22 protein-coding genes are annotated in these 24,169 nt (G+C 68.3%); 7 read left to right on the forward strand and 15 right to left on the reverse strand.

The features are described from left to right. Nucleotides 1–40: 40 nt before the first annotated feature. Complete coding sequence (locus F3K02_RS11630; RefSeq protein WP_177135763.1) at nt 41–961, forward strand: LysR family transcriptional regulator; 921 nt, start codon at nt 41–43, stop codon at nt 959–961. Nucleotides 962–1,024: 63 nt separating this feature from the next. Here F3K02_RS11630 and rpsU read toward each other — a convergent pair whose 3' ends face one another. From rpsU to F3K02_RS11655, 5 genes are all read right to left on the reverse strand, one after another. Further along, nucleotides 1,025–1,237 carry a 30S ribosomal protein S21 gene (gene rpsU / locus F3K02_RS11635; RefSeq protein ID WP_056273869.1) on the reverse strand — a complete coding sequence of 71 codons (213 nt, stop codon included), beginning with the start codon at nt 1,235–1,237 and terminating at the stop codon, nt 1,025–1,027. Between the two features lie 193 nt (nt 1,238–1,430). Then, complete coding sequence (locus F3K02_RS11640; protein WP_177135764.1) at nt 1,431–2,651, reverse strand: BaiN/RdsA family NAD(P)/FAD-dependent oxidoreductase; 1,221 nt, start codon at nt 2,649–2,651, stop codon at nt 1,431–1,433. A 145-nt stretch (nt 2,652–2,796) separates the two neighbouring features. Then, nucleotides 2,797–3,477 carry a methyl-accepting chemotaxis protein gene (locus tag F3K02_RS11645; protein WP_177135765.1) on the reverse strand — a complete coding sequence of 227 codons (681 nt, stop codon included), beginning with the start codon at nt 3,475–3,477 and terminating at the stop codon, nt 2,797–2,799. A gap of 142 nt (nt 3,478–3,619) precedes the next feature. Continuing rightward, nucleotides 3,620–5,041: an FAD-binding oxidoreductase gene (locus tag F3K02_RS11650; protein WP_177135766.1), complete on the reverse strand. Its 1,422-nt coding sequence runs from the start codon at nt 5,039–5,041 to the stop codon at nt 3,620–3,622. A 17-nt stretch (nt 5,042–5,058) separates the two neighbouring features. Further along, the gene (locus F3K02_RS11655; protein ID WP_177135767.1) at nt 5,059–6,045 is read right to left on the reverse strand and encodes a carbon-nitrogen hydrolase family protein; all 987 of its coding nucleotides are present in this window, start codon (nt 6,043–6,045) and stop codon (nt 5,059–5,061) included. A gap of 121 nt (nt 6,046–6,166) precedes the next feature. Between F3K02_RS11655 and F3K02_RS11660 the strand changes: the two genes are divergently transcribed. Continuing rightward, nucleotides 6,167–6,883 carry a winged helix-turn-helix transcriptional regulator gene (locus tag F3K02_RS11660; protein WP_177135768.1) on the forward strand — a complete coding sequence of 239 codons (717 nt, stop codon included), beginning with the start codon at nt 6,167–6,169 and terminating at the stop codon, nt 6,881–6,883. 26 nt (nt 6,884–6,909) lie between these two features. Here F3K02_RS11660 and cobA read toward each other — a convergent pair whose 3' ends face one another. Genes cobA through nirB form a run of 6 tightly spaced genes read right to left on the reverse strand, consistent with a single transcriptional unit; the run spans nt 6,910 to nt 15,226 of the window. Next, a complete protein-coding gene (gene cobA / locus F3K02_RS11665) occupies nt 6,910–7,749 on the reverse strand; it encodes a uroporphyrinogen-III C-methyltransferase (protein ID WP_425485587.1) in 840 nt (279 codons plus the stop codon). A 2-nt stretch (nt 7,750–7,751) separates the two neighbouring features. Further along, the gene (gene ybiB / locus F3K02_RS11670) at nt 7,752–8,708 is read right to left on the reverse strand and encodes a DNA-binding protein YbiB (protein WP_177135770.1); all 957 of its coding nucleotides are present in this window, start codon (nt 8,706–8,708) and stop codon (nt 7,752–7,754) included. A gap of 60 nt (nt 8,709–8,768) precedes the next feature. Beyond that, nucleotides 8,769–11,558, reverse strand: coding sequence for a nitrate reductase (locus F3K02_RS11675; protein ID WP_177135891.1), 2,790 nt, complete (start codon nt 11,556–11,558; stop codon nt 8,769–8,771). 2 nt (nt 11,559–11,560) lie between these two features. Beyond that, on the reverse strand, nt 11,561–11,944 hold the full coding sequence (gene nirD / locus F3K02_RS11680; protein WP_177135771.1) for a nitrite reductase small subunit NirD: 384 nt from the start codon (nt 11,942–11,944) through the stop codon (nt 11,561–11,563). A 10-nt stretch (nt 11,945–11,954) separates the two neighbouring features. Beyond that, nucleotides 11,955–12,740 (reverse strand): type IV pili methyl-accepting chemotaxis transducer N-terminal domain-containing protein, encoded by a 786-nt coding sequence (locus F3K02_RS11685; protein WP_177135772.1) that lies wholly within the window; start codon nt 12,738–12,740, stop codon nt 11,955–11,957. Nucleotides 12,741–12,751: 11 nt separating this feature from the next. Continuing rightward, nucleotides 12,752–15,226: a nitrite reductase large subunit NirB gene (gene nirB, locus F3K02_RS11690; RefSeq protein ID WP_177135773.1), complete on the reverse strand. Its 2,475-nt coding sequence runs from the start codon at nt 15,224–15,226 to the stop codon at nt 12,752–12,754. Nucleotides 15,227–15,630: 404 nt separating this feature from the next. Here nirB and F3K02_RS11695 point away from each other — a divergent pair, with 404 nt between their 5' ends. Together F3K02_RS11695 and F3K02_RS11700 are read left to right on the forward strand one after the other, a co-directional pair. Further along, complete coding sequence (locus F3K02_RS11695) at nt 15,631–16,875, forward strand: type IV pili methyl-accepting chemotaxis transducer N-terminal domain-containing protein (RefSeq protein WP_343067075.1); 1,245 nt, start codon at nt 15,631–15,633, stop codon at nt 16,873–16,875. A gap of 3 nt (nt 16,876–16,878) precedes the next feature. Continuing rightward, nucleotides 16,879–18,645: a bifunctional protein-serine/threonine kinase/phosphatase gene (locus F3K02_RS11700; protein WP_177135775.1), complete on the forward strand. Its 1,767-nt coding sequence runs from the start codon at nt 16,879–16,881 to the stop codon at nt 18,643–18,645. 238 nt (nt 18,646–18,883) lie between these two features. Here F3K02_RS11700 and F3K02_RS11705 read toward each other — a convergent pair whose 3' ends face one another. Continuing rightward, complete coding sequence (locus tag F3K02_RS11705) at nt 18,884–19,471, reverse strand: TetR/AcrR family transcriptional regulator (RefSeq protein WP_177135776.1); 588 nt, start codon at nt 19,469–19,471, stop codon at nt 18,884–18,886. 112 nt (nt 19,472–19,583) lie between these two features. Between F3K02_RS11705 and F3K02_RS11710 the strand changes: the two genes are divergently transcribed. Beyond that, on the forward strand, nt 19,584–20,051 hold the full coding sequence (locus F3K02_RS11710; RefSeq protein WP_177135777.1) for a nuclear transport factor 2 family protein: 468 nt from the start codon (nt 19,584–19,586) through the stop codon (nt 20,049–20,051). 415 nt (nt 20,052–20,466) lie between these two features. On the opposite strand, the gene F3K02_RS11715 is transcribed toward F3K02_RS11710, so the two are convergent. Next, nucleotides 20,467–20,892 (reverse strand): DUF1330 domain-containing protein, encoded by a 426-nt coding sequence (locus F3K02_RS11715; RefSeq protein WP_177135778.1) that lies wholly within the window; start codon nt 20,890–20,892, stop codon nt 20,467–20,469. 306 nt (nt 20,893–21,198) lie between these two features. Here F3K02_RS11715 and F3K02_RS11720 point away from each other — a divergent pair, with 306 nt between their 5' ends. After that, the gene (locus F3K02_RS11720; RefSeq protein ID WP_177135779.1) at nt 21,199–21,567 is read left to right on the forward strand and encodes a DUF1428 domain-containing protein; all 369 of its coding nucleotides are present in this window, start codon (nt 21,199–21,201) and stop codon (nt 21,565–21,567) included. A 14-nt stretch (nt 21,568–21,581) separates the two neighbouring features. Here the strand turns inward: F3K02_RS11720 and F3K02_RS11725 are convergent, their stop codons facing one another. After that, entirely contained in the window at nt 21,582–22,571 is a 990-nt protein-coding gene (locus tag F3K02_RS11725) for a hypothetical protein (protein ID WP_177135780.1), read from the reverse strand. A 160-nt stretch (nt 22,572–22,731) separates the two neighbouring features. Here F3K02_RS11725 and F3K02_RS11730 point away from each other — a divergent pair, with 160 nt between their 5' ends. Continuing rightward, on the forward strand, nt 22,732–23,820 hold the full coding sequence (locus F3K02_RS11730) for an alpha/beta fold hydrolase (protein WP_177135781.1): 1,089 nt from the start codon (nt 22,732–22,734) through the stop codon (nt 23,818–23,820). A gap of 58 nt (nt 23,821–23,878) precedes the next feature. Here F3K02_RS11730 and F3K02_RS11735 read toward each other — a convergent pair whose 3' ends face one another. Next, a complete protein-coding gene (locus F3K02_RS11735) occupies nt 23,879–24,154 on the reverse strand; it encodes a hypothetical protein (protein WP_177135782.1) in 276 nt (91 codons plus the stop codon). Nucleotides 24,155–24,169 lie beyond the last annotated feature (15 nt).

Genomic DNA, 24,169 nt, shown 5'->3' on the forward strand with positions numbered 1-24,169 from the left:
TGAGCAATGCCAGATAATTGGATGGTCATTCAAATTTGATATGAAACTGACCCACCGCCAGATCGACTTCTTCCGCGCCGTGATGGGCACCGGCCACGTCACGCGCGCGGCCGAGCTGCTGCACACCTCGCAGCCGACGGTGAGCCGCGAGCTGGCGCGGCTGGAACAGGTGCTGGGTTTTGCCCTGTTCGAGCGGATCAAGGGGCGCCTCAAACCCACGGTGCGGGCGCTGGCGCTGATGGAGGAGGTCGAGCAGTCCTACGTGGGGCTGGAGCGCATCGCGGCCACGGCGGTGGCCTTGCAGGCCTATGCCCAGGGGCGGTTGCAGCTGGCCTGCCTGCCCGCGCTGTCGCACGCCTTGCTGCCCGACGCGGTCCGGCGGTTTGTGCAGCGACAGCCCGCCGCGGCCGTGAGCCTGACGCCCATCGAGTCGCCCCAGCTGGAGGCGGCGTTGTCGGAGCAGCGCTTCGACCTGGGCCTCTCCGAGCGCTTTGAGGCGCCGGCCGCCTGCAGCCTGAGGACGCTGCTGGTGGCGGACGAGGTGGCGGTGTTGCCCGCCAGCCATCCGCTGGCGGGCAAGGCGCGGCTGGTGCCGGGCGACTTCGCGGGCGAGTCCTTCATCAGCTTCGCACCGACCGACCCTTACCGGCAGCAGGTGGACGCGCTGTTCGCTGCCGCCGGGGTGGAGCGGTACCTGCGGCTGGAGACGCCGAGCGCGGTGTCGGTGTGTGCGCTGGTACGCCAGGGGCTGGGTCTGGGCATCGTCAACCCGCTGACGGCGCTGGAGCTGACGGGCGAGGGTTTGGTCGTGCGGCCACTGTCGGTGAGCATCCCGTTCCACGTGGCGCTGATCCGGCCTAGCTGGCGGGCCGAACACCCGCTGCGGGGCGCCTTCGAAGCGGCGCTGGTCGAGGCGGCGGATGCCTTGCAGGCGCGGCTGGGCCGGACCGTACAGGCGTAAAAAAACCCGCTGCAGCGTCCCGAGCGGGTTTTTTTGTGCGTCCCGGCAGGGCCGGGCCAGCGATCAGTACAGCTTCTTGGGCAACTGCATCGAGCGCACGCGCTTGTAGTGGCGCTTGACGGCGGCGGCCTTCTTGCGCTTGCGCTCAGCGGTGGGCTTTTCGTAGAACTCGCGGGCGCGCAGGTCGGTCAGCAGGCCGAGTTTTTCGATGGTGCGCTTGAAGCGACGCAGAGCGACGTCAAAGGGCTCGTTGTCTTTTACACGGATGGTCGTCATTGAAGAGGAAATTCCAGAATGCACAGAAAGAGGATGAACGGGAAGATCGGGCCCAGGCATCGTTTCTGCAAAGTTCCCCCGCCTGTTAACTAGTATTGGCCGACGGGGGTTTGCCAGCAAAGCCTTGGATTATAGCCTTGTCGCGCTGATTTTCCAGCCCTTTGCGGGCATTCTGTGACGCCAACGGCAGGTCTCAGGCGGTTTTCTGTACCGCAAGGGCCACGGCGCAGGCGTGGGCACTGGCCCAGGCCCACTGGAAGTTGTAGCCACCCAGCCAGCCGGTCACGTCCACCACCTCGCCGATGAAGTACAGCCCAGGCTGCTTCGACTCCATGGTCTGGGACGAGAGCTCGCGCGTGTCCACGCCGCCGAGCGTGACCTCGGCCTTTTTGTAGCCTTCGCTGCCGGTGGGGGTGAGCTCCCAGCGTGAGAGGCGCTCGGCCAGCCGGGCCAGGGCCTTGTCCGAGGCTTCGCTGATGGGGCGCTGCCAATCCTTGTCCTGCGCCACCCAGGCATCGGCCAGCCGGCTGGGCACGAGGGCGGCCAGCTCGTTGGCGATCAGCTTGCGCGACGTGGCCTTGGCGCGCGCCAGCGCCGTGGGCAGGTCCATCTCGGGCGCCAGGTTGATGCGGATCGGCGTGCCTTCGCGCCAGTAGCTGGAGATCTGCAGCACGGCTGGGCCGGAGAGGCCGCGGTGGGTGAACAGCAGGTCTTCGGCGAAGGACATGCGGGTCTTCTTGTCGCCGGTCTCGATCAGCACCGGCAACGACAGTCCGGACAGACCCGCGTAGGGCGCCCAGGCTTCGCCGTCAAAGGTCAGCGGCACCAGACCGGGGCGCGGCTCGACGGTGCGCAGGCCGAACTGCTTCGCCATGCGGTAGCCGAAATCGGTGGCGCCGATCTTCGGGATGGACAGGCCGCCGGTGGCGACCACCACCGCACGGCTCGACACCGTGCCGCGCTCGGTGTCGATCTGGTACGAGCCGTCGCTCCCCACCCGCAGGGCCTTGACGCCGCAGGGCTGCCAGCGTTGTACGCCGCCGGCCTCGCATTCGGCCAGCAGCAGGGCGATCAGGTCTTCGGCCGAGCGGTCGCAGAACAACTGACCCTTGTGCTTCTCATGGAAACCGATGCCGTATTTCTGCACCAGCGCGATGAAGTCGGCCGGCGTGTAGCGCGAGAGCGCCGAGCGGCAGAAGTTCGGGTTCTCGCTCAGGAAGTGTTTGTGCGGCGCGCGCGGGTCGATGTCGCGGTTGGTGAAGTTGGCCCGGCCCCCGCCCGAGATGCGGATCTTTTCCGCCACCTTCTCGCTGTGGTCGAGCACCAGCACACGCAGGCCGCGCTGGCCCGCGACACCGGCACAGAAAAGACCGGCCGCACCCGCGCCGATGACGATGGCGTCGAAATCTTGCATGGCGCGCAGTGTAGGCGCACGGACCGGTGAACGATTCGATGAGAGCGAGGTGGCCCGGCTCAGGGGTGCCGCAGAACCGGCTTCGCCGGGCTGCTGGCGCCGCCCCCTCGAGGGGGGACGTGCGAAGCACGGCGGGAGTGACTCCTTATCTTCTGCTGCGTTCGGCCAGAACCGCCGCCTTGCGCGTGAGCCGGTCGATTTCGCCGGTGATGTCCGACAGCACGTTGGCCACCACGGCGAATTCGCTGCCGTGTTGCCCGGCCCGCGCGGCCATGACCTGCGCGTTGAAGCTCACCACCTTGGCCTCCTTGGCCACGCTCTGGATGTCGTCCACGATGCCCACTAGTTCCTTCATCAGGGCGTCCGAGTGGGCTTTGGCGACCTCATCGAACGCGGTGGTCGCGGTGTTGAGGGCTTCGAGGATGCGATCGGTGTGACCGACCAGCTCGGCCGTGGTGGCGGACACGCGCGGGCTGTGCACCTCGATCTGGTCGAGCGCGCTGCGCATGAGCTGCATGAAAGCCTGCACGACGGGGCCGACCCCGCGCGGACCCTGGTAGGTTTCGGTGATCTTGCGCGCGCTGGCGGGATCGAGCTGTGCGGTGGTGGCCTGCAGGTGTTGCTGGCTTTCGGTGAACATGCGCAGGCTGCGCTGGGCGGCGCGAAGCCACTCGGCGTCACCGCTGGCGGCCAGCACGGTCTGCAGGATCATGCGCTGCGAGAGCATGCGCTGGCGCGCGGCGAGGTTGACCAGCGACAGGCCGGCGATGTGGTCCGGCGTGTCCTGGCGCGATGGGGCGGGGCTTCGGGTGGCGAGGGGTGTCATGGTCGACACCAAGCAATCGCCGGGCCACCGCTGAGCGTGTTTTGGCGGCGCACGGCGCACCAGCTTGGCGCACGGCTTTGCGCTCGCGGAACGCCCAGGCGGCGCGCGACAGCGGCAGTGCCTGCGGCAGATCCATCGCGGCTCAACCGGTCAGGCCCTTGGTGCCGCGGAACAGGTTGTGTGGGTCGTAGCGGGCCTTGAGCGCCGCCAGCCGGTCGAGGTTGGTCCTGCCGTAGGCGGCCTGGATGCGTTCGGCACCTTCTTCTTCGGTCAGGAAGTTGATGTAGGTTCCGCCGGTGGAGCAGCCCCGGGTGGCCTCGAAACAGTCGCGTGCCCAGCGCAGCTGGAGATCGTCCTCCTCGGGCTTCTCCCAGGACGCTGCGATGTTGAGCACGTAGGCGGCGTCGCGGTTGCCGGCGGGCGAATGGCCGGCGCTCTGCTCGCCCAGCGCGCCCTGGATCTGGAACATCAGCAGGGCCGAAAACGGCGACGCGATGCGCCCGGCGTGTTCCACCGCCAGGTCCATCAGGGACGGTTCGATGTGCGCAAGGTAGTGCGATTTCCAGTAGTAGCGCCGGCCTTTGGGCTGGGTGGCGTCGAGCAGGCTCTGCATCTGCACATAGGGCCGGCGCATCACCGTGTCGGCGACCGGCCGGGCCACCTCGCGCAGCGGGGCGAGCAGGGCGTCGGCTTCGGCCATGTCGCCGGTGTGGCAGACGAAGATCGCGGCCATCGGCTGGCCGTGGATCTCGGGCGGCAGCCAGGGCGCGGGCGGGGCGACACGCAGCACCGCCACGCTGGTCATCTCCCGCGGCGCCCGGGCGCTGACGTCGCGGTAGGCCTGCAGCACCTGGCGCGCGTCGGCGCCGTGCCAGGCGATGGCGCCGCCCACGATCTCGGGCCCGACCGGGAACAGCCGGTACTCGAAGGCGGTGACGACGCCAAAATTGCCGCCCCCGCCGCGCAGGGCCCAGAACAGCTCGGCGTGCTCGTCGGCCGACGCCCGCACCACCTGGCCGTCGGCCATGACCACCTCCATCGAGACCAGGGTGTCGCAGGTCCAGCCGTGGCGGCGGGTGAGGTAGCCAAAGCCACCACCCAGCGTGAGCCCGGCGATGCCGGTGGTGGACACGAAGCCGAGCACCGCCGCCAGGCCGTGGAGCTGCGTCTCGCGGTCCATGTCGGCCAGGGTGCAGCCGGCCTGCGCGCAGGCCGTGCACCCCGCCGGGTCCACCCAGATGCCGCGCAGCAGCGACATGTCGATCATGAGGCCGCCGTCGTTGGTGGCCAGACCGGCGATGTTGTGGCCGCCCGAGCGCACCGACAGCAACAACCGGTGCCGGGCCGCGAAGCGCACCGCCTGCACCACATCGACCGTGCCGGTGCAGCGCGCGATCAGCCCGGGGCGGCGGTCGATCATGCCGTTCCAGAGTTTGCGCGTCTCGTCGAAGGCCGCGTCCTGCGGCGCCAGCAGCACGCCCCTGAAGCCGGTCTTGAATGTCTGGTAGGCCTCGGGCTCGATCTCGACCGGGCCGCCGTCCATGCCTGTCAGATGCATGTTCATGGTGTGTCTCCTGAAGGTCAGTGGGAGGGTGAAGGAACCGCCTGCGCCTCGGCACGGGCGCTGTCGTCGTCGGTGAAGTGCACGGCCGCTGCGGGCGCACGGTTCACCCGGAGCTGGAAGATGTCGGGGCGCGCGTAGTGCCCGCTGACGTCGAGCGCCCGCCGCGCCGGCGCCACGCGCGCGGTGTCGATCTCGGCGTACAGGACGCCGGTCTCGCACCGCATGGGTCCGGCGACCAGCCGGCCCTGCGGGTCCACCACCGCGGAGTCGCCGGCGTTGATCCATTCGTCCGGGTCGGGGAACAGCTGGGCGCGGCCGGGAAAGTCATCGGGGATGTCGCTGCCGCGCAGCGCGACCCCGCTTCCGATCACCCAGCACCGGCCTTCCAGTGCGATGTGCCGCAGGGTGCTGATCCAGCCGTCGCCGCAGTCGTAGGTGGGCGCCACATACACCTGTACCCCCTGGGCGTAGAGCGCGTAGCGCGCCAGCGGCATGTAGTTTTCCCAGCAGATGAGCGTGCCGATGCGACCGGCCGGCGTGTCCACGGCGCGCAGGCCCGAGGCATCGCCGAAACCGTGCACCGTGCGCTCCGGGTTGGTCGGCATGAGCTTGCGGTGGCGATTGAGCACCTGGCCATCGGGTCCGATCACCACCACGCTGTTGTAGAGCGTTCCGCCCCCGGTGGCGCGCTCCACTTCGCAGAGGCCGCAGACGACCGTGACGGCTTGCTGGCGCGCCGCCTCGCACAGCGGGTGCAGGTCGCCGGCGGCCAGGTCCACCGCATGGGCCAGCAGCTGGGTGCGCAACTGCCCGATCAGGGCCCCGTCCTTGCCGGCAGCGAGCCGCCAGATCCAGGCCGGATAACCGGGAATGAACGACTCCGGCAGCACCACCAGCGTGGCACCCGCCGCAGCGGCTTCGCCGACGGATTCGATGGCCCGTTCCAGGGTGGCCCGCTGGTCGAGCAACACGGGCGGGCGCTGGATGATGGCGACGGTGGTCATGACTTGTTCCTTGGGGACGCTCCGGGCTGGAGACGGCCCCAGATTGCGCGTGACAGGCCGGTTTGACCAGTCCAGAATCTGAAGCGTTTGCCGATCAGCAGCCGGAACCGAGGGGCACCCGATGACGGACAGCTACAGCCAGTTCTGCACCGTGGCGCGGGGCGCCGAAGCGCTGTGTGAGCGCTGGACACCGTTGGTCGTGCGCGAACTGCTGTGTGGCAGCCGGCGCTTCAACGACCTGCACCGCGGCGTCCCGCGCATGTCCACCAGCCTGCTGGCGCAGCGCCTGCGGCACCTGGAGGAGATCGGTGTGGTGCGGCGCAGCGCGGTGGGCAAGGTCTGGGAATACGCCCTGACCGACGCGGGCGAAGAGCTGCGCCCCATCATCATGGCCCTGGGCCACTGGGGTGCGCGCTGGATCGGCAGTCGCCTGCGCGATGACGAGCTGGACGCGGGGCTGCTGATGTGGGACATCCGGCGCTTCGTGCGCCTGGACGAGTGCCCGCCGCACGCCGTGGTGGTGCATTTCCGGTTCCGTGACGCCCGGTCGGGTGAAAAAACCTGGTGGCTGGTGGTCGAAGAAGGTGCGGCCGATCTGTGTCGCGACGACCCCGGCCGCGAACTCACCCTGGTCGTGGACTCGACGGTGCGGGCGCTGACCGAAGTCTGGACCGGCGACCGCTCACCGCAAGAGGTGCTGAGCAGCCGGGACCTGCGCGTGGAAGGGGCGCATCACGAGGCGCAAAGCCTGTGGCGCTGGCTCGGCACCAGCGTCTTCGCCGAGACCCGCCGCAGCGCCCGACCCACGCTCCTGAGCGACGCTCGCCCGCCGGCGTGACGGCGCTGTGCGCGGGCTGCGAAGCTTCAGAAACGGAGGTTGGCGACCCGTCGATCGGGGGCGTCGCGGAAGGTCTCGGGTTGGGCGATGGCGGCCACGCCGCGCACCACATCACCGACCACGATCACGGCCGGGCTGCCGAGCTGTTCGCGCGCGATGGTGGCGGGCAGCTCGCCCAGTGTGGTGAGCGCGTGGCGCTGCTGGGGCAGGCTGGCGTGCTGGATGATGGCCAGCGGCGTGCTGGCGGGCAGGCCCGTCAGCAGGTCGGCCTGGATGGCCGCGGCGCTGGACACGCCCATGTAGATCACCAGCGTGAGCTTGGCATCGCGCGCGGTCGCGGCGAGCTGCTGCCAGTCGGTGCCGCGGGATTCGTGTGAGATGCCGGGCTTGGCATGGCCGGTGATGAAGACCACGCCGTGCGCGTGATCGCGGTGCGTGAGCGGCGCGCCGAGCGAGGTCAGGCCGGCCAGGCCGGCGGTGATGCCGTTGAGCACCTGCACCTCGATGCCGGCTTCGCGCAGGTGTTCGACCTCTTCGCCGCCGCGGCCGAAGATGAAGGGGTCGCCCCCCTTCAAGCGCACCACGACTTCGCCTTCGCGCGCGGCCATGATCATGAGCTTTTCGATGAAGGCCTGCGGCGTGCTCTTGCAGCCGCCGCGTTTGCCCACGTGCACGATGCGCGCCTTGGGTGATGCGTGCTCCAGCACCGCGTCGCTGACCAGGTCGTCCACCAGCAGCACGGTGGCAGCGGCGATGGCCTTGGCGGCCTTGATGGTGAGCAGTTCCGGGTCGCCCGGGCCGGCGCCGACGAGCGTGACGGTGCCGGGGTCGAACCGGGTGGTGGAAGCGTTGACGGTGGCGGGCATGTTCATGGTGGGCTGACCTCTGGAACGGCAGTTGTCTCTGCGGTCGGTGTTGTGGGCTGACGCTGCACTTCTCGCAAGATGTGTTCCACCTGCAGCGCGATCGGTGCGGGCACCGGGCGTTCGCCGTCGAGCACCGAGCGGATGTAGGCCGCGGTGCTCGCCGCGTCCACGTCGCGCGGCAGATCGGGCAGGCTGGCCAGTGGGCCGTCCTGCGCGGCCTGCAGCAGGTGGCGCTGGCCGTCGCGGAAGGCTTCCATCTGCGGCGTGCGGCGCGCATCGGCCACCGGCTCGCCTTCGGTGCCGCGCAGCAGCAGCGCGTGCGCACCGGTCAGGGCGAAAGTTTCAGCCATGGAGACGGCGTATTCGGGGTGGGTGTAGCTGCCCACGATCAGCGCCCGGCCCTGGCAGGGGTTCATGAGCTTGACCAGGCTGTGCGCCGGGTTGCGCAGGCCGACCGCGCGGCGCACGTCGAGCAGGCGCTTGAGTCCGGGCAGCAGCACCTCGGTGGGCACAAAAGCCAGCTCGCCCGCACCGAGCGGGGGCACATTGCGCGCCGCTGCGATACCCAGTGCCGCGAACACGGCCTCGCTGGTCACGCGGCGGTCTTCGGTGGCCGTGCCGTGTACCAGCACCGGCGCGCCGCGGCGCGCCAGCAGCAGGGCCAGCAGGGGTGTGAGCACCGGCAGCTTGCGCGCACCGTTGTAGCTCGGCAGCACCACGGTGGTGAGGCCGTTGTCGGGCACGCGCTGCAGGCGCGCGTGCGTGGCGTCGAGGAAGCCGGCCATCTCCTGCGGTGTCTCGCCCTTGATGCGCATGGCGAGGCAGAAACCGCCGATTTCGAGGTCGGTCACGCTGCCGTCGAGCACCTGGCCCAAGAGGTCGGTGGCCGGCTCGCGCTGGAGCGCGCGCGCGCCGTCCTTGCCGCGACCGATGTCCTTGATGTAGTGGCTGATGCTCATGTTGGGCGATTGTCCGGCAAGCCTGATGACTTCGGGTTATATGCAGGCTGTCCGTGGGGGTCAGGTCACCTGCAGCACATGCCCGGTCGCCGGGTGGGCGCGCACCAGGCGCCGCAACTCGGGGATGCAGGAGCCGCAGTTGGTGCCGCACTTGAGCCCGCTCTGCAGTGCGGCCAGGCGCTGGTTGTCGCTGCCGCGGCTGGTCTGCAGCTGCGCGCCGATGTCGTCTTCGCTCACGTTGAAACAGGTGCAGACCTGCTTGCCCCGGGCCACCACCGCCACCGGCGCCTTGGCGCCGGGCATCAGCAGCAGGCGGCCGTAGGCCTCGGCCGGCAGCTCGTCTTGCAGCAGCGGTTTGATCCAGGCTTCGGCGCGCACGTCGCCCGCGAGCACAAAACCTTCGAGCCGGGTGGCGCCTTCGGTGCGCAGCAGGCGCGCGGTGCGGCGCTGGCCCAGCCGTTTGTCCACGTAGCGCAGCGCGTCGGTGCCGCCCAGGCCGAGCAGGGCCTCGATGCGCTCGACCGTGGCCACGTCGGGCGCTTCGTGCGCGGCGGCGCGGAACAGCACGCCGGTGCGCTCGCGGCCGAACGGCACACACGACGCGAACTCGAACGAGGGCATGAGCGCGCGCAGCTCGGCCTGCGCAGCGAGCGCCCGGTCGGCGGGCAGCCAGGCCACGGCCAGCAGGTTCCAGGGCAGCTCGGCCTTGAGGATCTTGACGGCCGCGTGTTTGAGCTCGGGCTGTTTCGACGTTGGGCAGTGGGCCGAGGTGGTCAGCGCGTTGACGCCCGCCAGCGGCTCGCCGTTGCTGCCGCGCCCACTCAGGTATTCCGCGCCCCAGTGCATGGCGATGAAGGCCTGCGACAGACCGGTTTCTTTGCTGGCCTGCACCGGCAGCACGATGGAGCCGCGTTTGCTGGTGACGTGCACGAGGTCGCCTTCGGTGAGGCCCCGGCGCTCCATGTCCTGAGGGTGCAGCTGCACCGCGGGCTCGGCCACGTGGCCGAACAGGCGGCCGATGGTGCCGGTGCGCGTCATGCCGTGCCACTGGTCGCGCAGGCGGCCGGTGGTGAGCGAGAACGGGTAGCGCGAATCGCGCGGCTCGGCCAGCGGCTGCCAGGGCAGGGCGGCGAAGCGGGCCTTGCCGTCGGCGGTGGGGAAGATGCCGTCGGCGTAGAGGCGGACTTGGCCTTGTGTTTCGCCTTCGCGCAGCGGCCATTGCTGCGGGCCCTGCGCGTCCAGCATCGGCCAGGAGAGGCCGGTGATGTCGAGGTCGCGGCCGCGGGTGGACTCGCGGTGTTCGAGCCAGATGGATTCGGCGTCGGGGTAGGGGAAGAGCGTGGGCAGGCCGGGGCGCAGCGTGCCTTCGAGCCGCTGAGCGAAGTCGACCACGGTGCGCCAGTCGTGCCGGGCCTCGCCGGGCGCGGGCACGGCCGCGCGCACGCGGCTGATGCGGCGTTCGCTGTTGGTGACCGTGCCTTCCTTTTCGCCCCAGGTGGTGGCGGGCAGCAGCAGGTCGGCGAAGTCGCAGGTGGCGGCGCTCGCATAGGCCTCCTGCACCACGACGAACTCGGCGCGCTCCAGCGCGCGGCGCACGGTGGCCTGGTCGGGCATGGACTGCGCCGGGTTGGTGCAGGCGATCCACAGCGCCTTGATCTCGCCGTCGGCCGCGGCCTGGAACATCTCCACGGCGGTCTTGCCGGGTTTGGACGGCACATCGGCCACGCCCCAGAGCGCGGCCACTTCGGCGCGGTGCGCGGGGTTTGCCAGGTCGCGGTGGGCCGAGAGCAGGTTGGCCAGGCCACCCACTTCGCGCCCGCCCATGGCGTTGGGCTGGCCGGTCAGGCTGAAGGGGCCGGCGCCGGGTTTGCCGATCTGGCCGGTGGCCAGGTGCAGGTTGATCAGGGTCGCGTTTTTCGCCGTGCCGCTGCTGCTCTGGTTCAGGCCCTGGCAATACAGGCTGAGCGTGGCATGCGAGGTGGCGAACCACTGCGCTGCGGTGTAGATATCTTCCTTGGGCACACCGCACACCTGCGCCACGTGCTCGGGCGTGCACTCGCGCACCAGCGCCTTGAGCGCGTCGAAGCCGGTGGTGTGTGCGGCGATGTAGTCGGCCTTGATCCAGCCTTCCCACAGCATGATGTGCAGCAGGCCGTGGAACAGCATCACGTCGCTGCCGGGCTGGATGGGCAGGAACAGGTCGGCCAGCTCGGCGGTGTCGGTGCGGCGCGGGTCGGCCACGATCACCTTCATGCCCGGGTTCTTTTTCTTCGCTTCTTCGATGCGGCGGAACAGCACCGGGTGGGCGTAGGCCGCGTTGCTGCCGACGATGAACAGGCAGGCGGCGTGGTTCACGTCGTCGTAGCAGGCGGGTGGCGCGTCGGCCCCCAGCGTGGCCTTGTAGCCGGCCACCGCGCTGCTCATGCACAGGCGCGAGTTGGTGTCGACGTTGTTGGTGCCGATCAGGCCCTTGGCCAGCTTGTTGAAGACGTAGTAGTCCTCGGTCAGCAGTTGGCCGCTGATGTAGAAGCCCACGGCATCGGGGCCGTGTGTGGCGATGGTGTTCGCGAAGCGGTCGGTGGCCAGGTCCAGCGCCGCGTCCCAGTCGATGGGCGTGGGGGTGGCCTGGCGGGTCAGGCGCTGCAGCGGTTGCAACAGCCGGGTCTGGCGCGTCAGCTCGGGCGTGGCCGTGAGGTGCAGCGTGGTGCCCTTGGTGCAGAGCCGGCCGTTGTTCGCCGGGTGGTCCGGGTCACCGCGCACGCCGGTGATCTGCTGCCCCTCGGTTTCGATGAGCACGCCACAGCCCACACCACAGTAGGGGCAGGTAGATCGGGTGATGGACGTGCTCATGGTCATGCGCAGGTGGTGCGGCGGGCCGGGCCGGCGATGGGGCGGCTCAGATCGATGGCTTGTGTGGCCAGTTCGTTGGCGTCCAGGAACACCTGGCCGTCTTCGACCTTCACGGTGAACTTCGGCGTGCAGCCCTCGTCGGGCGCGGCGGCCTGGCCGGTGCACAGGCCGATGGTCCAGTTGTGCAGCGGGCAGGCCACGCTGGTGCCGAACACGATGCCCTGTGAGAGCGGGCCGCCCTTGTGCGGGCAGCGGTCGAGCAGGGCGAACACCTCGTCCTTGTCGTTGCGGAACACGGCGACATCGAGGCCCTGGTCGCGCGCCACGCGGCGCGAACCGAGCACGGGGATGTCTTCAACGCGGCAGATGGCTTTCCATGGGTTCATGTCGGGGTCCTCAGGTTTTGATGGCGGCGTACAGACCGGTCACACGGTCCATCACGCTCAGCAGGTTTTCACTTGTCACGAACACGTCGGACAAAGGTTTGGCGGCGGCGCCCGAGGTCTGCATGCGCTGCAGGGCCTGGTCGAGAAAGAACCACTGGCCGTCGGCCAGCGCCAGTTCGTCGCGGATGCGGCTGGTTGCCTCGGGGGCGTTGCGCAGCAGGTCCATGGCGCTCAGGAACTCGGTGCGGGCCTTGCCGATTTCGGTGGTGGCGGTCTGGGCCTCCACCGGCAGCGTGGCGGCGAAGTAGAACTTGGCCATGCGCTGCGACAACATGCGCTGGCGACCGGCCACGTTGACCAGCTTGCCCACCGGGCGGCCCGAGGCGGCTTCGTACTGCAGCGTGCCCTGGTGGGCCAGCGCCAGCACGCGGGCATCGGCCTGCAGCACGGCGGCTGCGCCCGGCTTGCCCGGCGCGGCGCCCACGAGCGCGGTCTTGTAGTCGCTCCAGGCGCCTTCGAGCTGGATGTAGGTGTCGCGGATGTCGTTCGAGGGCGCGTAGGCCTTGAGTTCGACCAGCTGGCGGTCGAACAGGACCATCGATTTGTCGAGCACCACCTGCGCGTTGGCGCTTTGGGTCTTGTGCACCAGCGCCAGCCAGGCCTTTCCCATGCGCTGCGAAAGCATGCGCTGGCGGCCGGCCTTGTTGATGGCGTCGTTGAGGTCCACCACCTGGGCTTGCACGCCCGGGGTGGCGGCCGCTGCTGCGGCCAGGATCATCAGATGTCGGCGTTGCATGGCGACAGTCCTCAGGCGGGCACGAGCGGGATGAACTGGCGCGTGTCCACGGCCGCTTCCTTGAAGTCGAACCAGGGATCGGGTTCACCGTCGAGCGCGAACTGCAGGCGTTCCCACAATGCCTTGCGGCCGGCAGCGTCGTCGAGGATGCGCTTCTTCACGTAGTCCAGCCCCACGCGGTTGATGTAGTGCACCGTGCGTTCGAGGTACCAGCCCTCGGTGCGGTACAGCTCCATGAAGGCGCCGGTGTACTCCATCACCTCTTCGGCGGTCTTGAGCTTCACGAAGAAGTGCGCCACCTCGGTCTTGATGCCGCCGTTGCCGGCCACGTACATCTCCCAGCCCGAGTCCACGCCGATGATGCCGACGTCCTTGATGCCGGCCTCGGCGCAGTTGCGCGGGCAGCCCGAGACGGCGAACTTCACCTTGTGCGGCGCGTACATGCGCCACATGGCTTTCTCCAGGTCCTTGCCCATTTGCGTGCTGTCCTGCGTGCCCATGCGGCACCACTCGCTGCCCACGCAGGTCTTCACCGTGCGCAGGGCCTTGGCGTAGGCGTGGCCCGAGGGCATGCCGATGTCTTTCCAGACGTTGACCAGGTCTTCCTTCCTCACGCCCAGCAGGTCGATGCGCTGGCCGCCAGTGACTTTGACAGTAGGGATCTTGTACTTGTCCACCGCGTCGGCGATGCGGCGCAGTTCGTCGGCCGTGGTCTCGCCGCCCCACATGCGCGGGATGACCGAGTAGGTGCCGTCTTTCTGGATGTTGGCGTGCGAGCGCTCGTTGATGTAGCGGCTCTGCGGATCGTCCTTCGCCTCCTTGGGCCAGGTGCTGATCAGGTAGTAGTTGACCGCCGGGCGGCAGCTCGCGCAACCGTTGGGCGTCTTCCAGCCCAGGTGCGAGAACACCGCAGCGGTGGTCAGCAGCTTGCTGCCGTCGGCCAGCGGCGTGCGGATCGCTTCGCGCACCGCCTCGTGGCCGTGTTCGGTGCAGCCGCACATGGCCTTGAGCTTGGGCGTGGCCGAGTAGTCGCCGCCGGCGGTGAACATGAGAATCTGCTCGACCAGGCCGGTGCAGGAACCGCAGGACGCACTGGCCTTGGTGTGCTTCTTGACCTCGTCCAGCGTGAACAGGCCCTTGTCGCGGATCGCCTTGCAGATGGTGCCCTTGGTCACGCCGTTGCAGCCGCAGACCTCGTCGCTGTCCTTCATGGCGGCGGCCTTGTTCTGGCCCTGGTGGCCCACGTCGCCGATGTTGCTCTCGCCAAACATCAGCTTGTCGCGGATGTCGGCCACGCTGCGGCCATCGCGCAGCAGCTTGAAGTACCAGCTGCCGTCCACCGTGTCGCCGTAGAGGCAGGCGCCGATCAGCTTGTCGCCCTGGATCACGAGCTTCTTGTAGACGCCGCCCGAGGGGTCGCTCATCACGATCTCTTCGGTGTCGTCGCCGCCGGTGAAGTTGCCGGCGCTGAACAGGTCGATGCCTGTGACCTTGAGCTTGGTGGAGGTGAGCGAGCCGGTGTAGCGGCCGATGCCGAATTCGGCCAGGTGCGTGGCCAGCACCTTGCCCTGCTCGAACAGCGGCGCCACCAGGCCGTAGGCGATGCCACGGTGGGCCGCGCATTCGCCCACCGCGTAGATGCGCGGGTCGGTCACGGTCTGCATGGTGTCGCTCACCACGATGCCCTTGTTCACATGCAGGCGCATGCTCTCGGCCAGTGCCGTGTTGGGGCGGATGCCCACGGCCATCACCAGCAGGTCGGCCGGCAGCTCGGTGCCGTCCTTGAAACGGATCGCCTTCACGCGGCCGCCCTTGCCATCGTCCTCGTCGCCCACCAGCTCCTGCGTCTGCGCGCCGATGAGGAACTTCATGCCGCGCTCTTCCAGCGAGGCCTGCAGCATCTTGCCGGCCACGTCGTCGAGCTGACGCTCCATCAGCCAGGGCGCGACGTGCACCACGCTCACGCTCATGCCGCGCTTCATCAGGCCGTTGGCCGCTTCCAGGCCCAGCAGGCCGCCGCCGATGACCACCGCGTGCTTGTAGGTGGTGGCCGCGTCGATCATGGCCTGGGTGTCGGCGATGTCGCGGTAGGCGAGCACGCCCTCCAGGTCCTTGCCGGGGATGGGCAGGATGAAGGGGTTGGAGCCGGTCGCCATGATCAGGCGGTCGTATTCGGCCGACACCTTCTCGCCGTTGGGGCCGACCGCGTGCACGATGCGCTTGATGCGGTCCACCTCGGTGACCTTGTAGCCGGCGTGCAGGGTGATGCCGTGGTCGGTGTACCAGGACCAGTCGTTCAGCACGATCTCTTCCAGCGTCTGCTCGCCCGCGAGCACCGGCGACAGCAGGATGCGGTTGTAGTTGGGGTGCGGCTCCGCGCCGAAGACGGTGATGTCGTAGAACTCGGGCGCGATCTTCAGCAGCTCTTCGAGCGTGCGCACACCGGCCATGCCGTTGCCCACCATCACCAATTTAGATTTTTTCATCGCGGCTACTCCAGTTGTGATTCGCAAAAGGGGGGTGCAAGCCATGGCCGGCGCAGAGGCGCACGGGCGCCATGCGGCACCAGGAAAGGTCTGGGGAAAATGCAGATTCAGTGGCCGTTGGCCAAAGCCGGGCTTGCCAAGTTGCAAAACCGGTATCACGCTGCACACGTCGTTGTATGCAGAGCCCACGACGCTGCGGTCGGGGTCGAGCGCTTCGTCACGCTCGCCACAGTCAATGCAAAAGCTGTGCCATATGATCCGGCGCTCGCCGCGGGTGGCACAGTGGGGCGCCCGCGGCGATGCTGCGTGACCCGTTTGTGCCATCCTCCGGTTTATCCAAGTCCTTGATTCATATGACTTCTGCGCTGGTTTTTCTCGAAGGTTCCGCGAGGCCTCAACCGCTGGTGAACGACCTGGAAGCCTGTGGGGTCCAGGTGCTCGCCGTGCTGGATGCCGGCAGCAAATTGGTGCAGGGCGTGGTGCGCCATGCACCAGACTTGGTGATTGGCGAGGTGCCGCAGCCCGGCGACGCGCTGTTTGAGACCACCCAAACGCTGGCCAGCGTGGCGCCGTGCCCGGTGATCGTATTCACGCACGACGGCGACGCCGCCCACATCGAGCGCGCGGTGGCCTCGGGCATCCACGCCTGGGTGGTCAACGGCTATGGCGCGCAGCGCCTGCGTCCGTTGATTCAATTGGCGCTGGCCCGCTTCAAGCGCGAGCAGGCCCTGCTCGACGAGCTGAAGGACGTCACCACGCGTTTTGAGGAGCGCAAGGCCGTGGAGCGCGCCAAAGGCATCCTGATGAGCGCGCGCCAGGTCAGCGACGACGCCGCCTTCGAGATCCTGCGCACCGCTTCGATGCACAGCAACCAGCGCCTCGGCCAGGTGGCGCAGCACATCATCCAGTCGGCACACTTCGCCGAAGGCGTGAACCGCGCCGGGCAGCTGCGCATGTTGTCGCAGCGCCTGGTCAAACACTGGCTGCTGCGGCTCGCGGGCGTGCAGGCCGCGCGCCACCTGACGCTGCAGACCGAGTCGGCCCAGCGCATCGACGCCAACCTCGCGCTTCTCGGCAAGAACCTCTCGCAGCCCACTTTTGGCGATCTGCTGGACCGCGTGGTGGCCACCTGGAAAGTCCTGAAGAAAGCGCTCAAGGCCGAGCCCGCGCAAGACCAGGTGGGCCCCATCAACGCGCTCGCCGAGCAGCTGCTGCAGGACGCCGAACGCCTGACCGCCAGCCTGGAGAGCGCCGGTTCCGTGAGCCCGCTGCGCATGCTCAACATGGCCGGGCGCCAGCGCATGCTGTCGCAGCGCTTTGCCAAGCTGGCGCTACTGGGTCTGCTGGAGCGTGGCGATCCCCTGCTGCAACACCAGGCCGCCATGGAAGCCGCGCGACAGGCGTTTGAGCAGGGCCTGGCCTACCTGAATGGCCTGCCCCTGTCCACGCCCGAGATCCGCCGCACGCTGGAAGACGCCACCCAGGGCTGGCAGGCGCTGCTGGCGGGCGCCGACCACGTGCACCGCCCGGCCGGCCGCGACCGCCTGCTGCGGCTCGAGGGCCTGGCCACCGCCAGCGAAAGCCTGCTTGACCTGTTCGAGCAGCTCTCCGCCCAATACGAACGCAGCATGCAGATGCTCATGGGCTGACGCATGGCCTTTGAACTCGACATCGGCTTTGTGTCCCTCACGGGCCGCAAAGCCGTCAACGAAGACTTCTGCGCCGCCATGCTGCCCGCCGAGGGGCAGGAAGACATGGGCTCCATCGTCGCCATCGCCGACGGCGTGAGCGCGGGCGGCATGGGCCGCGAAGCCGCGCAGACCACCGTCACCAGCCTCGTGCGCGACTACTTCGGCACCCCCGAAACCTGGGACACCACCGTCGCGCTCGACCGCATCATTGGCGCCCAGAACGCCTGGCTCGCCGGCATCAACCGCCGCCGCCACCCCGCCATGGGCCTGACCACGCTCACCGCGCTGGTGCTGCGCGGCCAGTCGTACACGCTGGCCCATGTGGGCGATTCGCGTTGTTACCTGCTGCGCGACGGGCAGACCCAGCAGCTCACGCACGACCACGTCGTCAACCACCCCGACTTCAAACACCAGCTGCTGCGCTCCGTGGGCGCCGAAGACCACCTCGTCGTGGACTACCTGCAGGGCGAGCTGCAGGTGGGCGACAGCTTCGTGCTGCTCACCGACGGCGTGCACGGCCGCCTGCCCGAGCGCCGCTGGCGCGAATGCGCCGCCCTGCCCACCGCGCAGGAAGCCGCCCGCTGGCTGGTGGACACCGCCCACGCCGCCGGCAGCGACGACAACCTCACCGCCGTCGTGGTGCGCGTGCTGGGCCTGCTCGACGCCAACCTGCACGACGCCAACCGCGCCGCCCAGAGCCTGCCCATACCGCCGCGCCTGCGCGTGGGCGAAGCCATCGACGGCTTCACCGTCACCGCGCTCGTGGCCGACAACGGCATCAACCTCCTCTACCAGCTGCGCGACCCCGCCACCCAGAGCCTTTACGCCCTCAAGACCCTCCACCCCGCCCGCGCGCACGACCAGGACGAACGCGCCATGCTCGCGCACGAAGCCTGGCTCGCCCGGCGCATGGTGTCGTCCCGCGCCGCTGGCAACCTGGTCCAGGTGCACGAACAGCTGCCCACCGGCCAGTCGCGCTCGGCCTTCTACCTGCTCTACGACTGGCACGGCGGCGAAACCCTGCAGCAGACCCTCGACCAGCAACACAAACTCGGCGCCCTGCAGGCCGTCAGCGCCGCCATGCAGACCCTGCGCGTGCTCGGCCTGCTGCACCGCCAGGGCGTGATCCACCGCGACATCAAACCCGCCAACCTGCACCAGGGCGACGACGGCGTGCTGCGCGTGCTCGATCTCGGCGTGGCCCTGAGCGGGCGCGAGCCCGACAGCATGCGCCGGCTGCACGCCGGCACGCCCAGCTACATCAACCCCGAGCAGTGGGGCCACCACGGCAAGGCCGCAGGCAAATCCGCCCATGGCCACGCCACCGAAGGCGAACCCGAACTGCCCGACGCCCAGAGCGACCTGTTCGCGCTCGGCGTCACGCTCTACCAGCTGCTCACCGGCAAGCTGCCCTACGGCGAGGTGCTGCCCTACCAGCTCGGCCGCTACTACCGCGACCCCACCGCCCCCAGCCGCCATAACCCCGAAGTGCCCATCTGGCTCGACCACGTGGTGCTCAAAGCCGTGGCGCGCGACAAGTCGCTGCGCTTCGAGACTGCCGAGGAATTCCTGCTCGCGCTCGAGCGCGGCGCCTCACGCCCGCTCACCGTGCCGCCCGCGTCGGCGCTGCTGCAACGCGACCCGACGATGCTGTGGAAACTGCTGTTGGGCTTCAGCGTGCTGTTCAACCTGTTGCTGGTGTATTGGTTGCTGTTTTTGCCGAAGTAGGGCGGGCGGTGCGTCCGCCTGTTCAGCATGGCTGGGATGTGATGGATTGATCGCGTGTTGCGGGGGACGGTTGTCGACCCGTTGCGGCCGTTGGCGTCAGGGATACTGACCCGTGGAAAGCAGCCCTTGAGCGCGCGAGATCACCGACAGGGCGTGGGGTGGCACTTACCGGAACGCATCTCTCAGCCCATCACTGCCAAGGCTGTAATGCGCAGAGCAGGCTGACCTCCAGTCGCATTCAGGCTTTGTGGTTCAACTGATCGACAGTGAATTGGAGCGCGCGCAGCGCGAGCACCGGATCCTCGCTGTACTGGGCCTGCACGATGGCGCCATCCACGGCGATGGCCAAGGCCTCGGCCGTCTGCCTACGCTGACCAGACGGCGGCAACAAGGTTTCGATGGCATCGGTCATCTGCTGCTTGTGCAGCCGGGTTGCCTCAACGACCGCAGGTATCGCGGGCCCCATCTCGCTGACGCCGTTGAGAAAGGCACAGCCGCGGAAACCGCCGAGCGCCTGGCTGCTGAACCATTCGTTCATCACTGGCGGCAGCGCCTGTGCGCCTCGTGACGCGCCGCCGTAGCGGGCCAAAGCCTCCGTGAACCACGTCATCCACAGGTCATGTCGACGGTTCAGGTACGCCAGGATCAGGTCGTTCTTGCTCGGGAAGTGTCTGTAGAAGGTCACCTTGGTCACGCTGGCCTCGGCGATGACGCGGTCGATGCCGGTGGCTCGAAGGCCCTCGGCATAGAAGAGGTCGTGCGCCGTGCGCAGGATGCGTTCTCTCGCGGGCAGGTCGACGATGTTGACATCAGTGCGTGGGGTCATGCCTGCAATATAGACAGACTTGTCTACATGTGCAAGAATTCGCACGTAGACAGATCTGTCTACATGCCGCCGCTCTGCGGCCCATCCTGACCATCTACTGAAAGCCACTGCCATGGACACCCGCCCCCCGCTTCCGCCGTTCACCCGTGAAACGGCCATTCAGAAGATTCGCCTTGCCGAAGACGGCTGGAACAGCCGCGATCCCGCACGCATCGTGCTTGCCTACAGCTCCGACACGGCTTGGCGCAACCGGGCGGAGTTCCCTCGGGGCCGCGCCGAGGCGCAAGCCCTGCTGGAGCGCAAGTGGGCGCGGGAGCTGGACTACCGCTTGATCAAGGAGCTTTGGGCCTTCGACGGCAATCGCATCGCGGTGCGGTTTGTGTACGAGTGGCACGACGACGCCGGCAACTGGTTCCGCAGCCACGGCAACGAGAACTGGGCGTTCGACGAACAGGGATTGATGACGCATCGCCACGCGAGCATCAACGACCAGCCGATCAAGGCCGAAGACCGCAAGTTCCATTGGCCGCTCGGCCGACGCCCGGACGACCATCCAGGGCTCACGGCGCTGGGCCTATGACCTGAACGCACAGCCACGCGAGACGCGAGCAAGCCGAGCCCAAGCGCTGCCGAACCAGCCACCCGCCCGCACCAGGAACTGATGCGGGCCACTGCGCTGGTCGAGCAGAGAAGAGGCCCCGGCTTGCAGTGCCGTCCAGAGCAAACGCCCCTCCTTCACTCCCGTGAAGCCAACGCGGTCGTTCGCGAGGGTCCGCTCGTGGCCGACTGTGCTCACCCTTGTCTGCTCCAGTTGCCACGAAGGCAAAGTCTGCCGGCCGGCTTGCAGGCCGCAGCACCAAGTCACTGCCCTCCGATCGCCGCGCACTTGGTAGACCGATCATCACGCACTCAGGCGGCAGATCGCGTCCACAGGGAAAACGGTCCAGCCGCGAGGCCCAGGCCGTACCACGCCTCCTTGCTCGCAGGCCGAGTCGTCAGCCCTGCATCTGCAAGAGAATGGTGCGCTCGAGGCCCGCGTAGCGATGGACCAGCGCCTCGCGGTACGCGTCGTTGGCCATCATCGCGAGGAAGTGCTGGCGGCTCGGGTAGCGGACCAGCAGGCACTTGTCCCAGTCCTGGCTGGCATCGCCGATGAAGGGTCTGTCGATCTTCCCTTCCCATACCACCTCGGCATGGCTGACGTCGCCCACGGTTTCCACGAATGCCGTCTGATACCTGCGGTAGGCCTCGGGACCGGAACAGGGCGCGTGGGGAGACCCTTCGGGGTAGTTCGCTTGCTCGCGGAACTTCAGAAGATTGAGCATTACCACCGGGCCGTCGGGGCCGGCATCACGTAATGCGCGCACCTGATCGGCCGTGGGATCGATGGACGGATCGAAATTGGCGGGACGGAAGGTCATGGGGACGGCCCTTTTTGATGCCGCGCGGTGCATGCGCAAAACGCATTGTCGGCGCGGGCAAGATGGCTGCGATGTTGTTGGCCTGCCGTTCATCGGCCGGTCGAGAACGACGGCAGATCGCCGCGAGCGTAGCGGCGGCCGACGTGGCAGACATGCTGCAGCGGTACTGCTCCTGCAGCGCCGCCAAAGAGCGAGTGGCCTCCCGTCGGGCAGGCCATGTCGATTTGGCACCCCGTTGTTCGTCATAGGGGTACGAGGCGCCCACAGGCGTGCTCGCTGACCGATCAACCCAACAGGAGTGAAGACATGTCATACATCGATGGTTTCGTGATCGCGGTGCCCACCGCCAACAAGCAGAAGTTCATCGAACACGCGCGCCATTTCGACTCGTTGTTCATCGAGCTGGGCGCCATTCGGGTGATCGAGGGATGGGGCGATGATGTTCCCGATGGCAAGGTCACCGACTTCCGCCGCGCGGTCCAGGCCACGGCCGAGGAGACCGTGGCCTTTTCGTGGGTTGAATGGCCGGACAAGGCCACGCGCGACGCCGGCATGAAGAAGATGACGGAAGACCCGCGCATGGATCCATCCACGCCCGGCAATCCGCCCATCCCCTTCGACGGCAAACGCATGATCTTCGGCGGCTTCGAACAGGTGGTCGAAGTGAAGGCTTGAGTGGCAGGGGGGCGTCAGTGCACCGTCGCGCCCATCGCTTGCAGGGCTTCTGCACGCGCCGGCACCGCGTAGCTCAGTGGCGCCAGCGCGGCCTGGATGCGCGCCATCTGCGCCGCGCTGACCAGCCCGCCCAGCAGCTTCTGGAAGCGCGGCTCCAGGGTTCCGGAGACGATGTATTGCCAGCGGTAGGCCTTCAGCAGCGTGGCGTTCACTTGCGCGGCCCGTTCGCCGTCCGGGGCCATGCCGCAGACGGTCAGGAAGTACGCCGCATCGGCCTGGGCCTGCCCCTGCAGGATGCCGTCGACCCCGCTGACCAGCGCGATCAGGTCGTCCACCGCCGCATCGCGCTGGGCGTCGGACGCCAGCCGGGCGTCTTCACGCGCCCATTCCAGCTCGTCGATGATGGCGTGCTGCGACTCTTCCTTCCAGTGGAACAGGAACACGTCCTTGAACAGCGGTGACAGGTCCTTGGCGGCGTCGATGCTGGCGCGGTAGTGCGCCTGCGAGAACAGTTCGATGTGGCAGATCAGCGCCAGCACGGCCCAGCTGCTCTTGCCCAGCACGAACCCGGCCACGTCGTTGGGTGACACGTCGAAGCGGTAGCCGGCCGGCATGTCGGCGCCCGCCAGCCGTTCGATGCGGCGGAACAGCGCCTGGTGTTTCAGCTCCTCGTCGGTGAAGCGCACGATGGCCTCCAGCGCGGTCTGGTCGCCGAGCCAGTGTTCGCGGCTCACCTCCAGCATCTTGGCGCTGATGAAGCGTTCGACCAGACCGAACATGTTGGCGTAGGTGCGGCCCTGCACCTGGCTCAGGAACCGGTGCTCGGCCGGGCTCAGGAAGGGCAGTTCGTCGGCCAGCGACAGACCGTCGGGCAGGAAGGTGTGGGCCAGGTCGAAGCTGCGGCCGCGGATCACGTCGCGGTCGATGTCCCAGCGGATGCGCTTGGAGACTTCGATGGTCTTGGCGTAGCGCGGGATGTCCAGGGGGGTGGATGGGGTTTGCATGGTGTTTCCTCTCGGGGTTGGATACGTCCTGTCGACGTGATCGAAGGATCCACCGGCGCGCGTGCTGGCGCATGGGGCGGATGTCCCACTCCCTCCATCGGGTGGAGGATGGCGCGCGCCTGGGTCTAGGACGGGCGACCCATGCGCGAGACAATCGCGCATGCCCGCTGTCCAGCGTCCGCCTCCGAACCTGCGCCAGAGCTTGCGCTTCTGCACCGCGGCCGACGGCACGCGCATCGCGATCGCCTCGATCGGCTCCGGCCCGCCGCTGCTGCGGGCTGCGCACTGGCTGAGCCATGTCGAACACGACCTGCACAGCCCTGTCTGGCGGCCCTGGCTGGCCGAGCTCGCGCGCGATCACCACTACATCCGCTACGACCAGCGCGGCTGCGGCCTGTCCGACAGCGCGGTGGCCGACTTCTCGCTTGACGCCTGGGTCGGCGATCTGGAGGCCGTGGTCGACAGCCTGGGTCTGCGCCGCTTTCCTTTGATCGGCATGTCGCAAGGCGGTGCGGTGGCCATCGCCTACGCCGTGCGACACCCCGACAAGGTGTCTCATCTGGTCCTGCCGGGTGCCTACGCGCGCGGCGCGCTGCAACGCGCTACCAGCGATGCCGAGCGGCTTGAAGCACAGACCCTGGTCAACCTGATCCGCCTGGGTTGGGGGCGCGACAACGCCGCCTTCCGCCAGGTGTTCACCAACCAGTTCATCCCCGGCGGCACGCCGGCGCAGCACCAGTGGTGGAACGAGCTGGAGCGTCTGACGGCGAGCCCGGAGAACGCCGCGCGCACGCTCGAGGCCTTCCACCGCGTCGACGTGACCGACCTGGCGCGCCAGTTGCGCGTACCCACGCTGGTGCTGCACGCGCGCGGCGATGCGCGTGTGCCGTTCGACGAAGGGCTGCGGCTGGCGGCACTGATCCCGGGGGCACGCTTCGTGCCGCTGGAGAGCGACAACCACGTGTTGCTGGACACCGAGCCGGCGTGGGCCACCTTCCTGGCCGAACTGCGCGGCTTTCTCGGCCATGCGCCGGCCGATGCCACCGACGGCGCCGGTGATGTGGCGCTGACACCGGCCGAGCGCGAGGTGTTGCGCCTGGTGGCCCAAGGCCTGGACAACCCGGCCATCGCGCAGCAGTTGAACAAGAGCGAGAAAACGGTGCGCAACCAGGTGTCGAGCATCTTCGACAAGCTGGGCGTGCGCACGCGGGCGGAGGCGATCGTCTACGTGCGCGATCGCGCGCCCTGAGTTGCTGGAGGTACGCCAGCAACCCCTCCCGCCATACCGGAGGCGGCTGGAAGCGGGTTCAGCTCGCCTGCATGGGCTGGAACCGGTCCGCGCGATCCACCAGGCTGCGCATCTGGTCTGCGGCGTGCATGGTGACGGTGTGGGGCGTGTAGCCCGGCCGGGGTGAGATGTAACTGGCCATTTCCCGCACCAGCGCCTGTTGCTCGGGCGGTGCGTTCGCCAGCAGGGCGATGACCATGTTTTCCAGCGCGATCACGCGCACGCGCAGCTGCACCAGCTCGGCGTTGGTGAGGGCGGGGCTGTCGCCCGGTGTGGGGTGCAATGACTCGGACATGAGGGGCTCCTGCTT

Origin of the sequence: Hydrogenophaga aromaticivorans (assembly GCF_013387465.1) — a bacterium.
GTDB classification, from domain to species: Bacteria; Pseudomonadota; Gammaproteobacteria; order Burkholderiales; family Burkholderiaceae_C; genus Hydrogenophaga; species Hydrogenophaga aromaticivorans.